Here is an 18,516-nt window from a genome sequence, read left to right as displayed (position 1 = left end):
AACTAAACCCATAACGGAAGGGTGGTGCGCCGTGCGGAGATCGCTTGAGGGCGCGTCGACGAACAGGCGGAACTTCCTGGGGCTGGTCGGCCTCGGCGCGGCCACGATGGCCAGCGGCGGGGCGCTCGCGGGTTGCAGCAAGGAGCCGGGCTCGACGGGCACGGCCACCAACGCCCAGCAGGCCGCCGGGGTGGTCCCGACTTTCAAGGACTCCACCCTGGTCCAGCCCGACGTCAAGGGCATCCGGCCGATGGCCGACGGCTACGTGAAGTACCCGACCTCGCTCGCCGACGCGATCACCGAGAAGGCGGCGCCCAGCGGCAAGCCGATCACCGCGAGCACCCCGTGGTGGGGCCCGGCCCCGCCGACCGCGAACAAGCTGGTCGAAGCGGTCAACGCCGACATGGGCGCGACGATCAACTTCAGCATCCAGGACGGCAACACCTACGGCGACAAGCTGAACACGATGCTCGGCGCCCGGGACGTACCGGATCTGACCTGCATCCCGGGTTGGGAGATCAGCAAACTGGCCCGGTTCTCCGAAGGCGTGCACGCGCTCTTCGAGGACCTGGGACCGTTCCTGACCGGGGACAAGGTCAACGCGTACCCGATGCTCGCCGGTCTTTCCACCGCGGCCTGGCAGGACTCGGTGTGGGGCGGCAAGCTGATGGGTGTCCCGTTCCCGGTCGACGCGCCGTACCCGTCGGTGCTGTTCTACCGCAAGGACGTCGCCGACGAGCGCGGCATCGCGGCGCCGACCACACTGGACGAGCTGTACGAGTTCGGTAAGAAGTTCACCAACCCCGGCAAGGGCGAATGGGCGTTCGGTGACATCTGGCTTGAGGTGCAGCAGATCTGTGGCGCCGGCGGTTCGGAGAACGGCTGGCTCAAGACCGCCGACGGCAAGGTCGTCCACCGCCATGAGCTGCCCGAGTACAAGCAGGCCATCGAGTTCATGGCCAAGCTCTACGCGGAGAAGCTGATCCACCCCGACCTGGCCAGCAGCGAGGGCGGTGACGTCACCACCCTGTTCAAGGGCGGCAAGATCTTCATGTACGCCACCGGTGGCGGCTCCTGGAAGGAGACCTGGCGCCCGGCCGTACAGGCCAATCCCAAGTTCAACATGCAGGCCGTCAAGGTCTTCGGTGCGCAGCAGGGCAAGGCTCCGGTCCGCTGGCAGACCCGGGCGGGTGTCCTCTGGACCTTCATCAAGAAGGGCCAGGGCCAGGAGCGCGTTCAGGAGTTGCTGCGCGTGCTCAACTACACCGCCGCTCCGTTCGGCACCAAGGAATGGGAGCTGCAGAACTACGGCGTCGAGGGCACCCACTTCAAGCGGGACGCCTCCGGCTCGCCGGTCACCAACGACCTGTGGGTCAAGGAGTTCGCGAACCAGTACATCTTCCTCGGCGGGCGCCCGCCGGTGGTGGTCGGCGGACCGGACATCCCGACGTACGCGCCGGACTTCGTCGGCTGGGGCAACGACGCCGCGCAGTACCTGGAGAAGAACCCGTGGGACGGCATCAAGGTGGAGGTGCCGACGCAGCAGGCCGCCATCGAGGGCCCCACTCAGGACAAGGTCACCGACATCCTGCGCGGCCGGGCCCCGGTCAGCAGTTACGACCAGGTGCTCTCGGACTGGAAGGCCGGCGGCGGCGACGCGGCCCGTGACTTCTACGCCAAGGTTCTGGCTGACAACGGACGATGAGCGCCCCACCGATCGCCCCGGAGTCGCTTCCGGCGGCGAAGAAGAAGCTCAAGGCGGTCCCGCGGCAGCAGCTGACCTTCGGGCAGCGGCTGCGGCGGGACTGGCCGCTGCTGCTCATGTGCCTTCCGGCGATGCTGTTGCTGCTGGTCTTCCACTATGTTCCGGCGCTCGGCAACGTCATCGCCTTCCAGGACTACAACCCGTTCGTCGGCGACGATCCGTTCGAGGCGTTCCTCTACAGCGAGTGGATCGGGTTCGGGAACTTCGAGTACCTGTTCAAGAACCCGGCGTTCTGGGACTCGGTGGTCACCACCCTGTCGATCACCGCGTTCCAGTTGCTGTTCTACTTCCCGATCCCGATCCTGCTGGCGATCCTGCTGAACAGCATCATGTCGCCGAAGATCCGGTCGCTGGTGCAGAGCGTCGTCTACCTGCCGCACTTCTTCAGCTGGGTGCTGGTGGTGTCGCTGTTCCAGATGATGCTCGGTGGCGCGGGCCTGCTCGCGCAGACGATGCGGCAGGCCGGGTACACGCCACCGGACATCATGACCAACCCGGACACGTTCATCTTCCTGATCACCTCGCAGGCGGTCTGGAAGGACGCCGGCTGGGGCATGATCGTCTTCTTGGCGGCGCTGGCGGCCATCGACCCCGCGCTGTACGAGGCGGCCGCCGCCGACGGAGCCGGCCGCTGGCGCCGGATGTGGCACATCACCCTGCCCGGTCTGCGCTCGGTCATCATCCTGCTGCTCATCCTGCGGCTCGGTGACGCGCTGAACGTCGGCTTCGAGCAGTTCGTGCTGCAACGCGAAATGGTCGGCCGGGAGGCGGCCGAGGTGCTCGACACCTACGTCTACTACCAGGGCATCGCGGTCCAGCAATGGGGCGTCGGTGCGGCCGCCGGCCTGTTCAAGGCGGTGATCGGCATCCTGCTGATCGTGGGCGCCAACAAGCTGGCACACCGGTTCGGCGAGCAAGGGATCTATTCGAAGTCATGAGCGCAGACACCGCAGCCCCGGCCCGCCGTAAGTCACTGCGGCCGGCGTGGGAGGAGAAGCCCACCCTGCTCGGCGAGTTCGGCAAGGGCACGATCCTGACCGTCGTACTGGCGGTCGTGCTCGTGCCCCTCTGGGTGGTCGTGGTCACCAGCCTCTCGTCCGAGAAGACGATCAACGCGGCCGGTGGCTACGTCTTCATCCCGCGCGAGTTCAACCCGACCGCCTACGTGGTGATCTTCTCGGGCGGGCAGATCACCGACGCGATCCTGGTGAGCACGCTGGTCACGCTGATCGGCACGGCCCTCAGCCTGGTGGTGACGGTGCTGGCGGCCTACGGCCTGTCCCGCCCCGGCACCCTCGGGCACAAGCCGATCCTGTTCTACTTCCTGCTCACGTTCCTGATCTACCCCGGCATGATCCCGACCTACCTGGTGGTCACCGGCCTGGGACTGAAGGACAACCTGCTCTCGCTGATCCTGCCGACCGCGATCAGCGCGTTCAACCTGGTGGTGCTGCGGGCGTTCTTCATGGGCATCCCCGGCGAGCTGTACGACAGCGCCCGAATGGACGGCGCCGGCGAACTGCGCATCCTGTGGCGAATCGTCCTGCCGCTGTCACGGGCGGTGACTGCGGTGGTGGGCTTGTTCTACGCGGTCGGCTACTGGAACGCGTTCTTCAACGCGATCCTCTACATCGACCGCAACGACCTCCAGCCGGTGCAACGGGTCCTGCAACAGTTCATCCTGGCCGGCCAGTCCCCGTCCACATCCGGCGCCGCGGTGGCGATCCCGGGCCTGGGCTCCTCGGTCCCCCCGAGCCTGGCGATCAAAATGGCCGTCGTAGTGGTCACGATCGTCCCGGCCTTGATCATCTACCCGTTCGTCCAGCGCCACTTCACCAAGGGCGTGATCATCGGCGCGGTCAAGGGCTGAGGCGGCGCGGTCAGGGGTTGAGGCCGGGTTGGGCCGGCGCAGGGCAGGCGTCGGCCCAACCCCCAGATCAAACCCGCTTTCCGGTACGCCCCACACCTCCCCAACCGCACCGCCCCTCCCGTCCTCACCCCGCGAGGCCGGCTCCCCACCAGGTCCCCCCGCGACCGCCGGGCCGAATGCGGTGCCCACCGCAAACCCCAAGGCGGTCAGCGTGGTGACCTGCGGTTCGATACGCACCCCAACTCGGCACGCATGGTGTGCCGGCGATCTGTGTGCCGAGTTGAGGTCCGAATCGAACCCCAACTCGGCACACAACATGGCGGGTAACCCGGCGGCGTCACGCGGCCCGGCGGTGGGCCAATGGCGGGCCGGCGGGTCAGGCGGATATCGAGTGCGGGATCCCGGCGGCTAGGTGGATCTTGGTGGTGCCCTGGGGGTGGGACAGTTCCACCACCCGGTCCACCGGGGACGTCAGGACGGCGTTCAGGGTGGTGGGGGTCCACGTCAAGTCGATCGTCACCGGGCCTCGGGCTACCAAGCCCCGGACGCTGCCGGACGGCCACGCGGACGGGAGGGCGGGCAGCAGGTCGATGTGGGCCACGCCGTCGATGCCGACGTCTCGACTACGGAGCAGCATCGCGGTGACCAGGGCGGGGTAGCCGCCGGCCAGGTCCACGTTGAACATGTGGTCGCGGTTGTGGGTGGGGACCATGTTGGGCCGCCAGTAAGCCTCCCCGATGCGGGTCAGCGCGGCGTACGCCTCGTCGGCCAGGCCCAGGTGGGCCGCGGCCACGCCGAGCAGGGCCAGCCCGTATCCCATCTCGTCGGAAGCCTCCGACAGCCACCACCGCAACCGGGCCCGCACTGCCCGGACCGCGGCGGCGCGTAGTGCCGGATCCTCGTCGAACGCCGGGTCGCCACCGTAGTAGAACGGGTAGAGGTGGCTGCAGTGCCGGTGCTCGTGGTTGTCGGGGAAGCGCGGGTCGATCCATTCGGCGAGTTCACCGGCGTCGTTGATCCGGTACGGCGGCAGGGCGGCCAGCAAAGCGCGCCAGCGGACCGCGTCCGGGTCGTCGATCTGCAGCACCGACGTGATCGTCAGCAGGCCCCGGAGCAGGGCGGCGACGGCCTGCACGTCCAGGGTGGCGTCGACGCAGGCCTGGTCGCCGGTCTGGCCGGGGTCGTTCTCGGGGGAGTAGGAGGGGCTGAACCGCGCCCGGCCGCCGTGGATCTCGGCGAATCCCAGGTGGAATTCGGCGGCCTCACGCAGGAACGGCAAGGCCCGGTTCGCGAGGAAGTCCCGGTCGCCGGTGTGTTGCCAGTGTTCGAGGTAGAGGCGGGCCAGCCAGGCGGCTCCGGTGGTCCACAGGGTGAGGCACCAGATCGGGCCGAAGTGGTTCTGCCGGCCGTGGGTGCCGAGGTGGCCGGGGGCGTAGATGCCGGGCAGGCCGTAGAGGCGCCGCGCGTTCTCCCGGTAGTCGTCGATCTGGGTGTCGAGCAGGTCGAACAGTGGCGGCATCAACTCCGGCGTGCCGGTGGTGTGGACGGCGAGCAGGGCGGCCTGCAGGTTGCCGTCGATGGTCCATCCGCTGCGCCACGGCGGGGTGTACGTGCCGCTCCAGACGCCCTGCAGGGTGGGCGGGGTGGTGCCGGTGCTGCTGATGATCGTGTACCGGCCGGCGTCGAACAGGGTCTGCGCCGGGTGGCCGCCGAGGTCGAGGGAGACACGTTCGAACAGGTCGCGGTGGACGGCGGTGTGCGCGTCGAGCAGGGTGTCGAAGTCACCGGAGGGCAATGCGGCGAGTGCGTCGGCCGGGGTGCGCGATCCGGTCGCGGTTCGAGCCACGATCAACACCGATCCGGCGGTACGTCGGACCCGCACCGCCACGGTCCAGCCGTCGAGTGCACCGGTCCACAGTGTTCCGCCGAACCGCCCGGTGAGCACGAGGTCGTCACCGTGCCGGTCGACGGTGTAGTCGATGGGCTGTTCCGGAGTTCCGTCGATCGGCCCGATCCCGGCCGTCCCGTCGGTGCCGGTGATCCGGATGACGAGCGCGTCGGCGGCCCGGGACACGAACGCGTCGACGGTCACCCCGTCCCAGGTCTGCCGCACCACACCGGTGGCGAAGTCGGTGCCCCGCTGGTAGCCGGTGCCGGGAGTGGCCGGGGTGAAGGTCAGGATCCCGGCGCCGATCAGCGGGTCGATCCAGCGCGTCTCCGCGTACCCGGGATGTTCCTGAACGGCGAGGTCGCACACCGCGCGGGCGGTGTCGCGGAACCGGTCGGCGTCCAGGAGTTCTCGCAGGCGCGGCAGGGCCGGGGCGGTGTGCGGCGGTTCCAGCGGTTCGGTGACCGGCTGGAAGAGGTCTTCGCGGGCGAGGGTGAATCGCAGCACGCTGGGCGATCCGTGACAGAGAACGCCCTGCCGGCCGTTGCCGCTGATCAGGGCGTGTTCCCAGTCCTCGGCGATAGTCGAGTCACGGAACGATGGATTGACTGGGCTCTGCACAGTCAATACTTTGTTTAGCGGCCAAACTAAATGTCAAGGGTAGGTGCAGATGATCTTCTTCGGCGGGGACTACAACCCGGAGCAGTGGCCGGAGGAGGTCCTGGACGAGGATGTCACGTTGATGCGCCAGGCGGGCGTGACGATCGCCACGGTCGGGGTCTTCTCCTGGTCGAACCTGGAGCCCGAGCCGGGTCGTTTCGAGTTCGGCTGGCTCGACCGGGTGCTCGACCGGCTGCACGAGGGCGGCATCAAGGTCGCCCTGGCCACCCCGACCGCGTCACCACCACCCTGGTTCACCCTCGCCCACCCGGAGGCGATGCCGGTCACCGCCGACGGGGTGCGGCTCACCCACGGCAGCCGGGACACCTACTGCGTGTCCGCACCCGCGTACCGCGCCGCCGCCCGGACCGTCGCCGCGAAGATGGCCGAGCGGTACGCGCACCATCCGGCGCTGGCGATGTGGCACGTGCACAACGAGTACGGCACCGACTGCCGCTGCGACTTCACCGCCGCCGCCTTCCGGAGCTGGCTGCAGAAGAAGCACGGCGAACTGGACGCCCTCAACGAGGCCTGGACCACCGCGTTCTGGAGTCAGCGCTACTCGGACTGGGCGCAGATCCTGCCGCCCCGCGCCACCCAGTACCTGCCGAACCCGGCGCACGTGCTCGACTTCCGCCGGTTCCTCTCCGACGAACTGCTCGGCGGCTACATCGAGCAGCGTGACCTGCTGCGCGAGGCCAACCCGGAGGTGCCGGTCACCACCAACTTCGTGCAGGGCGGCTGGGTGAGTGTCGACCACGCGCGCTGGGCCGCCGAGGTGGACCTGGTCGCCGTCGACCACTACCCGGCCACCGCCGGTTACGGCGCCGAAGTGGAGACCGCTTTCGGCGGCGACCTGGCCCGCGGCTGGGGCGGCGGATCGTGGCTGCTGATGGAGACCGCGCCGAACCTGGTCTACACACCCGGCCGGATGCACGCCAAGGAACCCGGCCAGCTCACCCGCAACAGCCTCTCCTACCTGGCTCGGGGCTCGCGCGGAGCGATGTACTTCCAGTGGCGGCAGCCGCGCGGCGGGGCCGAGATGTTCCACTCGGCGCTGGTGCCGCACGCCGGCCCGGACAGCCCGGTCTTCCGGGAGACGATCGGCCTCGGGCGTTACCTCAAAGCGCTCGGCAAACAGACCTTCGGCCCGATCGCGGCACAGGTCGCGGTCACCTGGGACGCGCCGTCGTGGTGGGCGCTGCAGGGCGCCGGACTGCCGTCGAAACAGATCGATTACGCGGCGGCGGTGCAGCAGGCACACCGGGCACTTTACGAGTCCGGGCTCGCCACCGACTTCCTCTTCCCGGGGCTGGACGACTTCGCCGAGCGGCTCCGATCGTACAAAATGGTGATCGTCCCGCATCTTTATCTGGTGTCGGACGAGACCGCCGGTGCGCTGCGCGACTTCGTCGCCGGCGGTGGTCACCTGGTGGTGGACCATCTCAGCGGCATCGCGGACCCGGCCGGGCGGATCCGTCTCGGTGGTTATCCGGGCGCGTTCCGCGATTTCCTGGGAGTACGGGTGGTCGAATGGCGCCCGCTGGCCCCCACCGGATCGATCGCACTCGACAACGGCGACCGTGGGCTGCGCTGGAGCGAGCGGGTCGAGACGGCCGGTGCCGAGACCCTGGTCCGGTACGCCGGTGACGTCCTGGCCGGAGCTCCCGCGATCACCCACAACCGGTTCGGCGACGGCACCGCTTGGTACGTGTCGCCCGGTCTCGACGACGGCGCGCTGCGCCGACTGCTGGACCAGGTCGCCGCCGAGGCCGGAGTGATGCCGGTGCTGCCCGGACTGCCGCCGAAGGTCGAGGCGGTCCGCCGTGGTGATCTGCTGTTCCTGTTCAATCACGGGGCCACGCCGGGTCAGATCCACCTGCCCGGACCGGCGCACGACGCGGTGACCGGGCGCGAGGTGCCGACGTCGGTCACCGTGCAGCCCGGCGGATCACTGACTGTTCGGCTGGGCTGAAACGCTCGGCTGGGCGGTTACCGCGAACGCCCGGCGGTACGCCGACGGTGACGTGCGCATCGCCTGGCCGAAGTGGTGGCGGTAGGTGACGGCGGTCTCGAAGCCGACCGCCGTCGCGATCTCCTCGATCGGCGCCCCGGTGGTCTCCAACAGGGCCAGGCTGGCCTGCACCCGCCGGTCGATCAGCCACCGGATCGGCGTCGTGCCGGTGGCCCGCTGGAAGTGCCGCAGATAGGTCCGCGACGACATGTGCGCCTGCCGGGCCAGCACCGCCACCGAGATCGGCCCGGACAGGTTGCCGAGCGCCCACTCCATGCTGCGGGCCACCCGGGCGTCCTCCGGGTCCTCCGCGACCGGCGCCTCGACGAACTGGGCCTGACCACCGTCCCGGTGCGGTGGGACGACCAGGCGGCGGGCCACCGTGTTGGCGACCGCCGGGCCGTGGTCGCGGCGGATCACATGCAGGCACAGGTCCAGCCCGGCGGCACTGCCCGCGCTGGTCAGCACGTCGCCGTCGTCGATGTAGAGCACGTCCGCGTCGACTCGCACGGCCGGATGGCGGCGGCGGAGGATCTCCGCGTACCGCCAGTGGGTGGTGGCCCGGCGACCGTCCAGCAGACCCGCCCCGGCCAGCGCGAACGCCCCCGAGCAGATCGACATGACACGGGCGCCCCGGGCGTGTGCCGCGCGCAGGGCGGCGACCAGCGCCGGGGACGGGTCGCCGTGCACGTCCGGGACACCGGGCACGATCAGCGTCTGCGCGGCGGCGAACACGTCCAGGCCGTGCTCGGTGTGCAGGGCCGCGCCGCCGACCACCCGGACCGGGCCGGGAGTCTCGGAGCAGATGGTCAGCTCGTACCACGGGAAGTTGAACTCGGGGCGGGGCAGCCCGAACACCTCGGAGACGATGCCGGTCTCGAAGAGCGACATGCCGTCGAACGCCAGCACCGCGATCGCCGGCCCGCGCCTGCCCACCCGCAACATGGCGTTATCTTAGCGGCAGGTGTCTTCCGCGCCACTGGGGCTTTTCCCCGGCGGTCGGCACGATCGACGTCATGACCAGCGCGATCGAGCACTTCAGCAACCGGCTCCGCTTCGAGACCGACGTGAGCGACGTCCAGCAGGCCCTCGCGGCCGGCACCCCCGGCTACGTGGTGATCGACTCCCGCAGCACCGAGTCGTGGGATCAGGGGCATCTCCCGGACGCGATCCACCTGCCCACCCGCGAGATCGCCGCCCGGGCCGCCGCACTGGTCCCGGCCGGCAGTGCGGTCGTCACCTACTGCTGGGGCCCGGGGTGCAACGGGGCCACCCGGGCCGCCCTGGAGTTCGCCAAGCTCGGCCACCCCGTCAAAGAGATGATCGGTGGGTACGAGTACTGGGTGCGCGAGGGATTCCCGGTCGAGACCGCGACCGGCCGCAGCAGCCGCCCGATCGACGAGCTGACCGCCCCGGCCGGTGCCGCCTGCGGCTGCTGATCACGCGCCGAGCAGAGACTCCAGCCACTGGTTGCGGAACTTGCCGGCCGGGTCGAACCGGCCGGCAAGCTCGGCGAAGTCGCCGAACCGGGGGTACGCCGCCCGCAGCTCGGCCGGATCGGTGCTGAAGACCTTGCCCCAGTGCGGGCGGGCACCCAGCGGGGCGATTGCCTTCTCCACCTCGGCGACCACCGGCAGGACGGCGTCGGTGTCGGCGATCCAGGTGAAGTGCAGGGCCAGGCTGTCGCGCTCGTGGTTCGGGCTCAGCCACAGGTCGTCGGCGGCGATCGTGCGGACCTCGCAGACCTGCAGGACCGCCGACACCCGCTCCCGCAGCGCGGCCACCGCGGCGAGCGCGTCGCGCCCGGACGAACGGGGCACGTGCCACTCGGACTGCAGCTCCTCGCCGCTGCTCGGGGTGAACTCCATCCGGAAATGCGGCAGCCGGGTGTGCCACGGGCCGGGCACCCCGCCCTGCTCGGTGCAGTTGAGCGCGGGCATGCCGGGCACCGGGTGCCGGGGGCCGTCGGCCTCAGTCGCGCCGAACAGGTCACCGGTCAGCGGCTCGGCCCGTTTCAGCCAGACCTGGTCGATGCCGGTGCCGGTCCAGCGAGTGAAGAGGCTGACGCTGTAACCGGCCGACAGGATCTCGTCCAGGTGCTCGTCGAGGGCTTCGGCGCTCAGGTTCTCGTAGACGTACTGCCGCAGCTCGAAAGCCTCGACCACGTCGAGCGTGAGCGCGGTGATCACACCCAGCGCGCCGAGATGGACCACCGCACCGGCGAAGTCCGGGTCGGCGCGGGTCAGTTGGGCCACCGCACCGTCGGCGCGGACGATCTCCAGGCCGGAGACCGCGGTCGCCAGGTTGCCGTGCCGGACACCGGAACCGTGGGTGGCGGTGGCCACCGCGCCGGCCACCGAGATGTGCGGCAGCGAGGCCATGTTGTGCAGGGCCAGGCCCTCGGCGGCGAGGCGGGTGGCCAGCTCCCCGTACCGGATGCCGCCGTCGGCGCGGACCGTGGTGCGATCGGGACCGATCTCGACCATGCGCGGCAGGCCGGCCAGGGAGATCAGATCACCGTCGGTGTCGGCGAGCCGGTTGAACGAGTGCCCGCTGCCGAGCACCCGGGCCCGGGACGTGCCGGCCAGTGTCTCCCGCAGCTCGTCGACGCTGCCCGGCCGGTGCAGCCGCTGCGCGCCGAAGACGATGTTCCCGGCCCAGTTGGTCAGACGTTCCCGCATGACCACACCCTACTTCTCGCTCATAAAAGTCGGTGTATTCCCTGTTCATGGGCAGGGTCCCGGCCGATCAGGTTATCGTCGGGCGACCCGCGGGCCTAGCGAGGGGAAACACCACATGGCGTCGATCGTGGTCGCGGAGGACGACAGCGACATCGCGTCGCTGCTCTCCACCGTGCTGAGCAACGCAGGTCACACCGTGCGTACGGCCGACTCCGGTCAGGCCGCCCTGGACATGATCGCCGAGGCCGGTCCGGATCTGGTCATCCTGGACCACCACATGCCCGGCCTGAGCGGGCTGGACGTGGCCGGGCGGCTGCGCGGTCACGCGACCACCGCCGGTATCCCGGTGATCATGCTGTCCGCCGCGACGCCGGCCGCCGCCCGTGGGCTGTGCGACATGACGATCTCCAAGCCGGTACGTCCCAAGCACGTGCTCGAAGCCGCCAACGAACTCCTGGCCGCCCGATTCGACGGGATCCCGGCCGGTCAGCACCACGACCCGGCGACCCAGCTCGTCGACGTGGGGCGGCTGCTCGCGGTCTCCGACTACCTGACCCGGCCGGCGCACGCGGAGGCCCTGGACGCGTTCGCCGAGCGGTTGACCGAACTGACCGGGGTGCCGTCGGCCGCGATCACGCTGGTGCTCAACGACAGCGTCGCGGTCGCCGGGTCGCACGGCATGCCCCGGTGGGTACGGGAGGCCGGCGGCGTACCGGTCGAATGGTCCCCGGACACGATCGTGGTGGCCGAGGACGTTCCGGTGCTGATCGGGGACAGCGCGGCCGACAAGGAGTACGCCACCTCGCCGCTCTTCTCGGTCAGCGGAGTGCGCTCCTACGCGAGCGTGCCCCTCAACTCGGCGGAGGGTCACGTCGTCGGTACGCTGTGTGTGATGGACGAGAAGCCCGGTTCCTGCACCGAGAACACCGTGCAGATTCTGCACTCGCAGCGCGCTCAGGCATTGGTGCTTCTCGCTCGCGCAGGATGATCCGCACCTTTGTCATGTTTTTCGCACAGCTACCGATAGTGACATTAGCCAGTGCTGTTCTCTAAGTGATCACTGTGCAATGATCGGGCCCGTGTGTCGCGATAGGTGCGGGCAGAGCCCTACGGCGTCAACTCCGGCGTGATCTGAATCGAGACCTGCTGCTCGTTTCCTGGTAACGGAACGTGGGTCACAATCAGTCACGCCCCTGGTAGTGGTACGGCCGCATCAGCCCGGCGGAATCGCGAACGAGAGGAACGGCGCGAAATGGCGCAGATCCATCACTTCGAATACGGAGCACTGACTCCGACAGTCAGTTACATCCTCTCCGTACTCGGATCCCTACTCGGCCTCACCAGTGCGGGACGCCTCCGGTCCTCGAAGACCCGGGGCGAGCGCATCTGGTGGCTCACCCTGGCGGCGGTCGCCATCGGGGCGACCGCGATCTGGAGCATGCACTTCGTCGCCATGCTCGGCTTCGACGTCGAGGGCACCCCGATCCGGTACGACATCGGCCTGACCGTGGCGAGCGCGCTCATCGCCCTGGTCTCGGTCGGGGTCGGTCTCGCGATCGCACTGCTCGGCCGGACCGCCTCGAAAGCGCGGATCCTGGTCGGCGGCGTCATCGCCGGTCTCGGTGTCGCCGCGATGCACTACTGCGGCATGGCCGCGATGGAACTGCGCGGCGAGATCCACTACTCCGGCCGTGAGGTCGCCCTGTCGATCGGGATCGCCGTGGTCGCGGCCACCGTCGCGCTCTACCTGGCGATCACCGTCACCAAGCCGGTCGCCATCTTCGTCTCCGCACTGGTGATGGGCATCGCGGTCAACGGCATGCACTTCACCGGCATGCTCGCCATGTCGGTGACCGGTGAGGCCAACACCTTCGGCTCGGTCGAGGGCGCCACCGCGGCCGGTCTGCTCGTGCCGGTCGGCGCGGCGGTCGTCTTCGCGATCATCGGCATGGGGTACGCCCTGGTCTCCGCGCCCACCGAGGAGGACCGGGAAGCCATCGCCTACCTCGCGCAGCGCATGGAGGACCGGCTCGCCAACCCGCAGCCGCAGCAGCCCCAGGTGCCGTTCGGCGGTGCCCCGGCGAGCCAGCAGCAGCCCCAGGGCCGGGCCGGCCGGACCACGCTCGGCGACGCCTCGTGGACGTACCGCGACCGGTCGTGACGGGCTGATTTCCCAGGTAGGCCGTCTGTCCGGCTTTTCTCAGCCGAACCGGTAGCTGTTCGATCCGCACGTCTCCGCCCCGCATGGCTAGGGTTTGCAGGGCGGAGACGTGAAACGTGAAAACAGCACGGCAACACCTGGGGGATCAGCATGGCGGTAGGAATTCTCGGTACTGGCTCCTACCTCCCGGCGCAGGTGGTGACCAATGTGGACCTTCGCTCGTTCGTTCCGGACGCGGATCCGGAATGGGTCTCCCGTAAGACTCTGATCGAGGCTCGTCGATTCGCCGCCCCCGATGAGGCCACTTCCGATCTGGCCGCCAAGGCCGGCGCGGCGGCACTCGAGCGGGCCGGGATCACCGCCGACGAGATCGACTACATCATCGTCTCGACGTCGACCGGTGACTCACCGCAACCGCCGACCTCGAACCTGGTGCAGAACCTGATCGGTGCCACCGGTGCCGCCTGCTTCGACGTCAACGCGGTCTGCGCCGGTTTCGTCTTCGCCCTCAGCGTGGCGAACGGTCTGATCCAGACGCAGCCCGACGCCAAGGTGCTGGTGATCGCGTCGGACATCTACTCGCGGATCCTCGACTTCGGCGACCGGCGCACCGCGGTGCTCTTCGGTGACGGCGCCGGTGCCGCGGTGGTCGGCCGGGTGCCGGACGGCTACGGGATCATCGACCTCGACCTGTCCTCCCGTGGCGACGCGAACGGCCTGATCTACGTCAAGGGGGGCGGGAGCCGGCTGCCGGCCTCGCCGCAGACGGTCGCCGACGGCGACCACTACTTCCGGATGAACGGCCGTGGGGTACGGGACTTCGTGGCGACCGCGGTTCCGCCGGCCCTCGAAGAGTTGCTGCACCGCAACGAGCTGAAGGCCGAGGACGTCGACCACTTCGTGCCGCACCAGGCCAACGGCATCATGCTGCAGGAGCTGGTGGAGTCGGCTGGCTTCCGGAACGCACACACCCACCTCACGCTGCCGTGGTACGGCAACGTGGGCAGCGCCTCGCTCCCGGTGACCCTCGACGACGCGAACCACAACGGCTCGCTGCGCGACGGCCAGCTGGTGCTGCTGGCCGGCTTCGGCGGCGGCATGTCGATGGGCGCCTGCCTGCTCCGCTGGGGCCGCTGAGCCGGCTACTCGGGCTGAAACCCGCTACTTGGGCTGGACCAACCAGTCCCAGGCGCGTTTCAGGCCCGTCGCGCGGCTCTCGGCCTGGTCGGCGGGCGGGTCCTCGCTCGGGGTGGCGAGCCGGTCGGCCGGTTCGGCGACGATCGCGCCCCGCTCGAACAGGCCGTCGACCTGGTCGGCGCCGGCGAACCGGGGCCCATCGCCGGTCTTGATCACCAGGCCGTGGAAGAGGTTCGCGTGATCGTCGGCGAGCACGTGGTCGACAGTGCCCACGGTGGCGCCGGAGCGGTCGTAGACGGCTGTTCCGTTCGCCAGGACCAGGTACGAGATCGGGGTGCCGAGATCCTTGGGTGCCGTGTTCTGCGTCATGACGAGTCTTTTACCCGGTCGGAGCCGATTCAGCCGGGCATCTCAACATCATCTTTTCCGATCGAGTCGATCTAAACATTCTTTTTCTGCTCCGAAACGCCGCAGAAAATATCCGCATTCGCGTCAAATCCGCATAGTGTCCGCTTTGTCAGGCCGGCCGTTGTGTCGGACGGACTCGGGTAGTGGAGGAATGCGGATGCGGAAGACACAGCGAATCGGAGCGTTCATCGCGGCGGCCACCGCGGCTCTCGGAGTAGCGGCTCCGGCCATCGCGGCTCCCCGCGGTCCCCAGCCGGTGTCGAACTGGCTCCAGTCGGTCCGGGCCGGCGCCGGCAGCTGGGTGACCATCGACTGGCGCACCGACCGGCCCGTCTGCGACGCCGAGATCCGGGTCCGCGGCGACCGGGTCCAGGTCGGCTACTCCGGTCTGCGCCGCTCGGCGACCTTCTCCCGTGGCGCCTCACTGCGCCCCGGCCGCACCGACTTCACCAAGATCCGGGTCACCCCGCACGTGAAGCGGCCGGGCATCACCAAGCTGTGGGCGACCATCTCGTACGACGAGTGTGGGCCCAAAGCACGCACCCAGACGCGCACGGCGGTGCTCTCGCTGCCCGTGCTGCGCCACACCGGCCCGGGTGGGCAGGGCGGTCCGGGCGGTCCCGGACACGGCAGCCCGGGTGGCTCGAACCATGACGGCCCCGGCGCCCCGGGGCACGCTGGTCCGGGCCAGGGCCACGAGGGTCCGCAGGACTCGACGGGCCCGGGACAGGGCGGCCCTGGTCAGCACACCCCCGGTGCTGGCCAGGGCACGTCCGGCGACGCCAAGCCGCCGAAGGATCACCAGCGACCCGGCGGCACCCAGCCGCAGGACACCAAGTCCCCGGCCGCCGAGCCCCAGGGCGCCGGGACCAAGGGCATCAAGCCGCACGGTGCCAAGACGCAGGACGTTCCGGTCGAGGTGGGGCGCGGTAGTGGGAATCAGGGCTTTGCGGGTCGCTGACCATTCTTGATCCATTGACGACGCCCGGCCGCGGAATGAGCGGCCGGGCGTTACTTTGCGTAGCCGTACGAAAGCTTTCTGCTTTTGATCGTCCGGTCTGGCGAATGCCGGGATTATCCGGAAAACGAAAACCGCCCGTCGAACACAATGCTCGGCGGGCGGTGCCTGAGCGCCTGGCCGATCCGATGATCGGCCAGGCGGCTCGGGTGGGCTAGCGGTAGGCCATGATCAGGCCGGCCGGGTCGCTGCACACCAGGTCCAGGGCCCGGGCGATGATCGCCGGGTCGTAGGTGGTGGTGTGGAACGTGGCCTCCAGGTGCAGGACGCCGTTCATCTCGCTGGTGGTCAGCGTGATGCCCTCCGGGCCGTTGAGCGTCGGCACGCTCTGGTTGACCCGCCCGGCCGGCTGGACCGCCCACGGCAGGTCGCTGAGCAGGTCGTGCCGGCCCTGGTTGCTGAAGGTGAGGCGGGGCTGCGGGGCGACGGCGATCTCGGTGGGGTACGGGTCCGGCAGGCCGGGCGTCCCGGTGAGCATGATCTTGCCTTCGCGCAGCAGCATCATCGTCAGGATCCGGCCGGTGGCCAGTTCCGCCTTCAGCGTCTGGTGGATCGCGAGCGGGTCGGTGAGGCTCGGCGGTGTCAGGAACGGGCCCATGCAGAAGTTGCTGTCGATGCTGACGCTCTTGTCCAGGTACCGGCGGGCGTCGGCGAGGAACGTACCGCCGCGAAGGTCGGGTTTGAGACCGAGTTCGATCAGAGCCGCGGTGAACGCCGCGAAGGTGATCGCCGACGTGGTGACCCCTGGCGCGTGCTGGTCACGCCAGGTCCGCATCTCGCCGAGCACCTGACCGGACCGGCCGGTGACCACGGTGAGGTTCGCCTGCCACGGCCGGGTCTGGCTCGGTTCGTCGTGCGGCGGACGGGCGAAGCTCAGCCCCTGCTTCCAGCGGCCGGGCTTCAGGCCGAACTGCTTCCACCAGGCCTTCGGCAGGGCCGCCTTGTTCCGTTTCGACGGGGCGATCCGGGCCGCGCGACCTTCGGCAGCCGCCTGGATCAGCTCGTGGACCAGCGTGTTCACCGGCCCGGCGTCGCCGTAGGCGTGGGACACCTTGAGTGCGAAGTAGCCGCCGCCGACGAGGATCCGCACCGGGTGGTGGCCCCGCGGCTCGTCCTGCAGGTGCCGGGTCATCACGTCGAAGTCCACCGGCCCGTGGCCGATATCGGTCACCGCATCCTGTACATAGGCGTGGAACGACGCGGCATCCATGTGCTGCCAGTCGGCGCCGGTCCGGTCCAGCCGGGACACCGCCCGGTGGGTGGGGTCGGCGGCGTGCAGGCCGATCAGCGCGTTGCGCACCCGGGCGGCGTCGACACCGGCCAGCGGCCCGACGGTGCGGATGTATTCCAGCGGCAGCCACGCGCGCTCCCGCAGGGTCAGGCTGGTGGTGGACATGACGTTGACTCCCTCTATAACCGCGGATTTGTCGGCGACCGGGGCGAAGACGACCTTCAACACGATCGGTGCTACCAGGACTGTCTCGATCGCCATGACCACGGCCACGGCGGTGACCAGGTCGTTCAGGTCGCCGTGGTAACCGGCCCAGGTCGCGGCACCGAGTTCGGCCAGGCCGGCGAAGACCGAGAAGATCCCCGCGCCGCGCAGCCGGCCCTGCACCCGGGAGATGGCCAGGAAGAAGTGGTGGAAGACGAAGGGCACGTATGTCAGCGAGAGGATCGCCAGCGCCTCACCGGCCGTCTTCGCATAGTTGGAGCCGAACAGGCCCATGATCTGCTCGGACAGGAAGAACACCGCGACCGAGGCGGGGACGCCGCCGGCCAGGCAGATCAGCAGTCCGACCCGGACCTTGCTGCGCAGCGCGCTCTTATCGCCCGCGGTCACCGCGAACAGGGTGATCGCGAAGTTGCCCGGGACCATGGCCATGAACGACAGCACCATGAACGCGGTGTAGAAGGCCGCGTTGGCCTCCTTGGAGATGGTCGCGAGAACGATCAGCGGCAGCGTGACCCGGGGCAGATAGGTCGCCAGGTTGAGCAGGTTGTGATCGAAGGTGGCCCGGCCCCGGCCGCGCATCAGGCCGGGGTGCGGCCGCAGCGAGTCGATCATGCCGCGGCGGCGTAGCACCCGGAACAGGATCGCGGTCGACGAGACGACACCGGCGACCCAGGTGAGCAGCAGCACCGAACTGGTCAGCGCGAGTCCCGGGATGATCGCCACGACGCCCAGCAGCACCAGCTTGATCAGAGAGAACCAGGCGTTGCGCATCAACTGGAGCGGGCCCTGGAGCAGGCCGATCATGGCCTCGTCGAGGACCAGTGTCATCGCGGTCAGACCGATGCCGATCACCAGCAGGACGGTGCCGAAGACACCACCGAGCGCGTCCTGCAGGCTCGGGATCCAGAGATCGGCCACCAGGACGTAGATCAGGCCACCGGCCGTCGCCGCGGTTCCGGCGGTGAGCAGGCAGGTGGAGATCAGGTCCCATTTGCGGCGGGCGATGGTGGGCAGTTCAGCGATGAGCATGGTGCCCATGCCGAACATGCCGATCGTGCCGATCAGCGTCATCGCCGAGACCGCCGCGGAGGCCTCACCGACGGCGGCCTGCGGGGCCAGGTGGGCCGCGACCCACCAGTAGGCGAAACCGAACGCGGACGTGATCAGCGTGGTCGCCATCAGCGAGCCCGCGTTCAGGAAGAGGTCGACGTGGCCCTTGAGAGCGGAGAAGATACCGCTCTTGCCCGTCGGCTCCGGTCCGGCCTGCTGCGGTGCGGCGTGGATTGCCGTCACTCTGATTTCCCCCCAAAGATCGGCGCAGTCAAAAAGCTAGTAACTCGCCGTGTTGGTGGGCTAGGGCGGGACGCTTGACCTTGAGCGGCCGTCCGGTGCGACAACCCGCCGGATCGGTGGTTGACAGGGCCCGATGGGCGCACTGAACACACCATATAGGTACTC

The 18,516-nt window shown here is 69.3% G+C and carries 14 protein-coding genes; 9 read left to right on the top strand and 5 right to left on the bottom strand.

Annotated elements, in window-relative coordinates:
- Positions 1–31: 31 nt before the first annotated feature.
- The 3 genes from BLU81_RS28115 to BLU81_RS28105 are packed head-to-tail and all read left to right on the top strand — an operon-like array spanning position 32 to position 3,635.
- A complete protein-coding gene (locus BLU81_RS28115; RefSeq protein ID WP_092547718.1) occupies positions 32–1,705 on the top strand; it encodes an extracellular solute-binding protein in 1,674 nt (557 codons plus the stop codon).
- The gene (locus BLU81_RS28110; protein WP_092547716.1) at positions 1,702–2,703 is read left to right on the top strand and encodes an ABC transporter permease; all 1,002 of its coding nucleotides are present in this window, start codon (positions 1,702–1,704) and stop codon (positions 2,701–2,703) included. Before BLU81_RS28115 ends, BLU81_RS28110 begins: the two co-directional genes overlap by 4 nt.
- A complete protein-coding gene (locus tag BLU81_RS28105) occupies positions 2,700–3,635 on the top strand; it encodes a carbohydrate ABC transporter permease (RefSeq protein WP_092547714.1) in 936 nt (311 codons plus the stop codon). The genes BLU81_RS28110 and BLU81_RS28105 overlap by 4 nt, the downstream gene beginning before the upstream one ends.
- A 376-nt stretch (positions 3,636–4,011) precedes the next feature.
- Here BLU81_RS28105 and BLU81_RS28100 read toward each other — a convergent pair whose 3' ends face one another.
- The gene (locus BLU81_RS28100; RefSeq protein WP_172890637.1) at positions 4,012–6,144 is read right to left on the bottom strand and encodes a glycosyl hydrolase family 95 catalytic domain-containing protein; all 2,133 of its coding nucleotides are present in this window, start codon (positions 6,142–6,144) and stop codon (positions 4,012–4,014) included.
- Positions 6,145–6,193: 49 nt separating this feature from the next.
- Between BLU81_RS28100 and BLU81_RS28095 the strand changes: the two genes are divergently transcribed.
- Complete coding sequence (locus BLU81_RS28095) at positions 6,194–8,158, top strand: beta-galactosidase (RefSeq protein WP_092557749.1); 1,965 nt, start codon at positions 6,194–6,196, stop codon at positions 8,156–8,158.
- Here BLU81_RS28095 and ftrA read toward each other — a convergent pair.
- Positions 8,135–9,142 carry a transcriptional regulator FtrA gene (gene ftrA, locus BLU81_RS28090; protein WP_092547708.1) on the bottom strand — a complete coding sequence of 336 codons (1,008 nt, stop codon included), beginning with the start codon at positions 9,140–9,142 and terminating at the stop codon, positions 8,135–8,137. The two genes, BLU81_RS28095 and ftrA, sit on opposite strands and share 24 nt — an antisense overlap.
- Positions 9,143–9,213: 71 nt before the next feature.
- Here ftrA and BLU81_RS28085 point away from each other — a divergent pair, with 71 nt between their 5' ends.
- Positions 9,214–9,636: a rhodanese-like domain-containing protein gene (locus tag BLU81_RS28085; protein WP_092547705.1), complete on the top strand. Its 423-nt coding sequence runs from the start codon at positions 9,214–9,216 to the stop codon at positions 9,634–9,636.
- Here BLU81_RS28085 and BLU81_RS28080 read toward each other — a convergent pair whose 3' ends face one another.
- Complete coding sequence (locus BLU81_RS28080; protein ID WP_092557747.1) at positions 9,637–10,878, bottom strand: D-arabinono-1,4-lactone oxidase; 1,242 nt, start codon at positions 10,876–10,878, stop codon at positions 9,637–9,639. It abuts the gene before it with no gap.
- 115 nt (positions 10,879–10,993) lie between these two features.
- Here BLU81_RS28080 and BLU81_RS28075 point away from each other — a divergent pair, with 115 nt between their 5' ends.
- The 3 genes from BLU81_RS28075 (at position 10,994) to BLU81_RS28065 (ending at position 14,176) form a co-directional block, all read left to right on the top strand.
- The gene (locus tag BLU81_RS28075; RefSeq protein ID WP_092547697.1) at positions 10,994–11,866 is read left to right on the top strand and encodes a response regulator; all 873 of its coding nucleotides are present in this window, start codon (positions 10,994–10,996) and stop codon (positions 11,864–11,866) included.
- A gap of 264 nt (positions 11,867–12,130) precedes the next feature.
- Positions 12,131–13,039, top strand: a complete 909-nt coding sequence (locus tag BLU81_RS28070; protein ID WP_092547694.1) for an MHYT domain-containing protein — start codon at positions 12,131–12,133, stop codon at positions 13,037–13,039.
- A gap of 150 nt (positions 13,040–13,189) precedes the next feature.
- The gene (locus tag BLU81_RS28065; RefSeq protein ID WP_172890636.1) at positions 13,190–14,176 is read left to right on the top strand and encodes a 3-oxoacyl-ACP synthase III family protein; all 987 of its coding nucleotides are present in this window, start codon (positions 13,190–13,192) and stop codon (positions 14,174–14,176) included.
- A 24-nt stretch (positions 14,177–14,200) separates the two neighbouring features.
- On the opposite strand, the gene BLU81_RS28060 is transcribed toward BLU81_RS28065, so the two are convergent.
- Positions 14,201–14,545, bottom strand: a complete 345-nt coding sequence (locus BLU81_RS28060) for a PRC-barrel domain-containing protein (RefSeq protein ID WP_092547679.1) — start codon at positions 14,543–14,545, stop codon at positions 14,201–14,203.
- A 196-nt stretch (positions 14,546–14,741) separates the two neighbouring features.
- On the opposite strand from BLU81_RS28060, the gene BLU81_RS48650 reads away from it, so the two are divergent.
- Positions 14,742–15,545, top strand: a complete 804-nt coding sequence (locus tag BLU81_RS48650) for a hypothetical protein (protein ID WP_157751815.1) — start codon at positions 14,742–14,744, stop codon at positions 15,543–15,545.
- 211 nt (positions 15,546–15,756) lie between these two features.
- Here BLU81_RS48650 and BLU81_RS28050 read toward each other — a convergent pair whose 3' ends face one another.
- Positions 15,757–18,351 carry a lipopolysaccharide biosynthesis protein gene (locus tag BLU81_RS28050; RefSeq protein WP_092547671.1) on the bottom strand — a complete coding sequence of 865 codons (2,595 nt, stop codon included), beginning with the start codon at positions 18,349–18,351 and terminating at the stop codon, positions 15,757–15,759.
- Between the last annotated feature and the right edge of the window lie 165 nt (positions 18,352–18,516).

It is taken from the genome of Actinoplanes derwentensis, assembly GCF_900104725.1.
GTDB lineage: Bacteria > Actinomycetota > Actinomycetes > Mycobacteriales > Micromonosporaceae > Actinoplanes > Actinoplanes derwentensis.
Note: the sequence above shows the minus strand (reverse complement) of the source record. Positions and strands in the feature narration are given on the sequence as shown.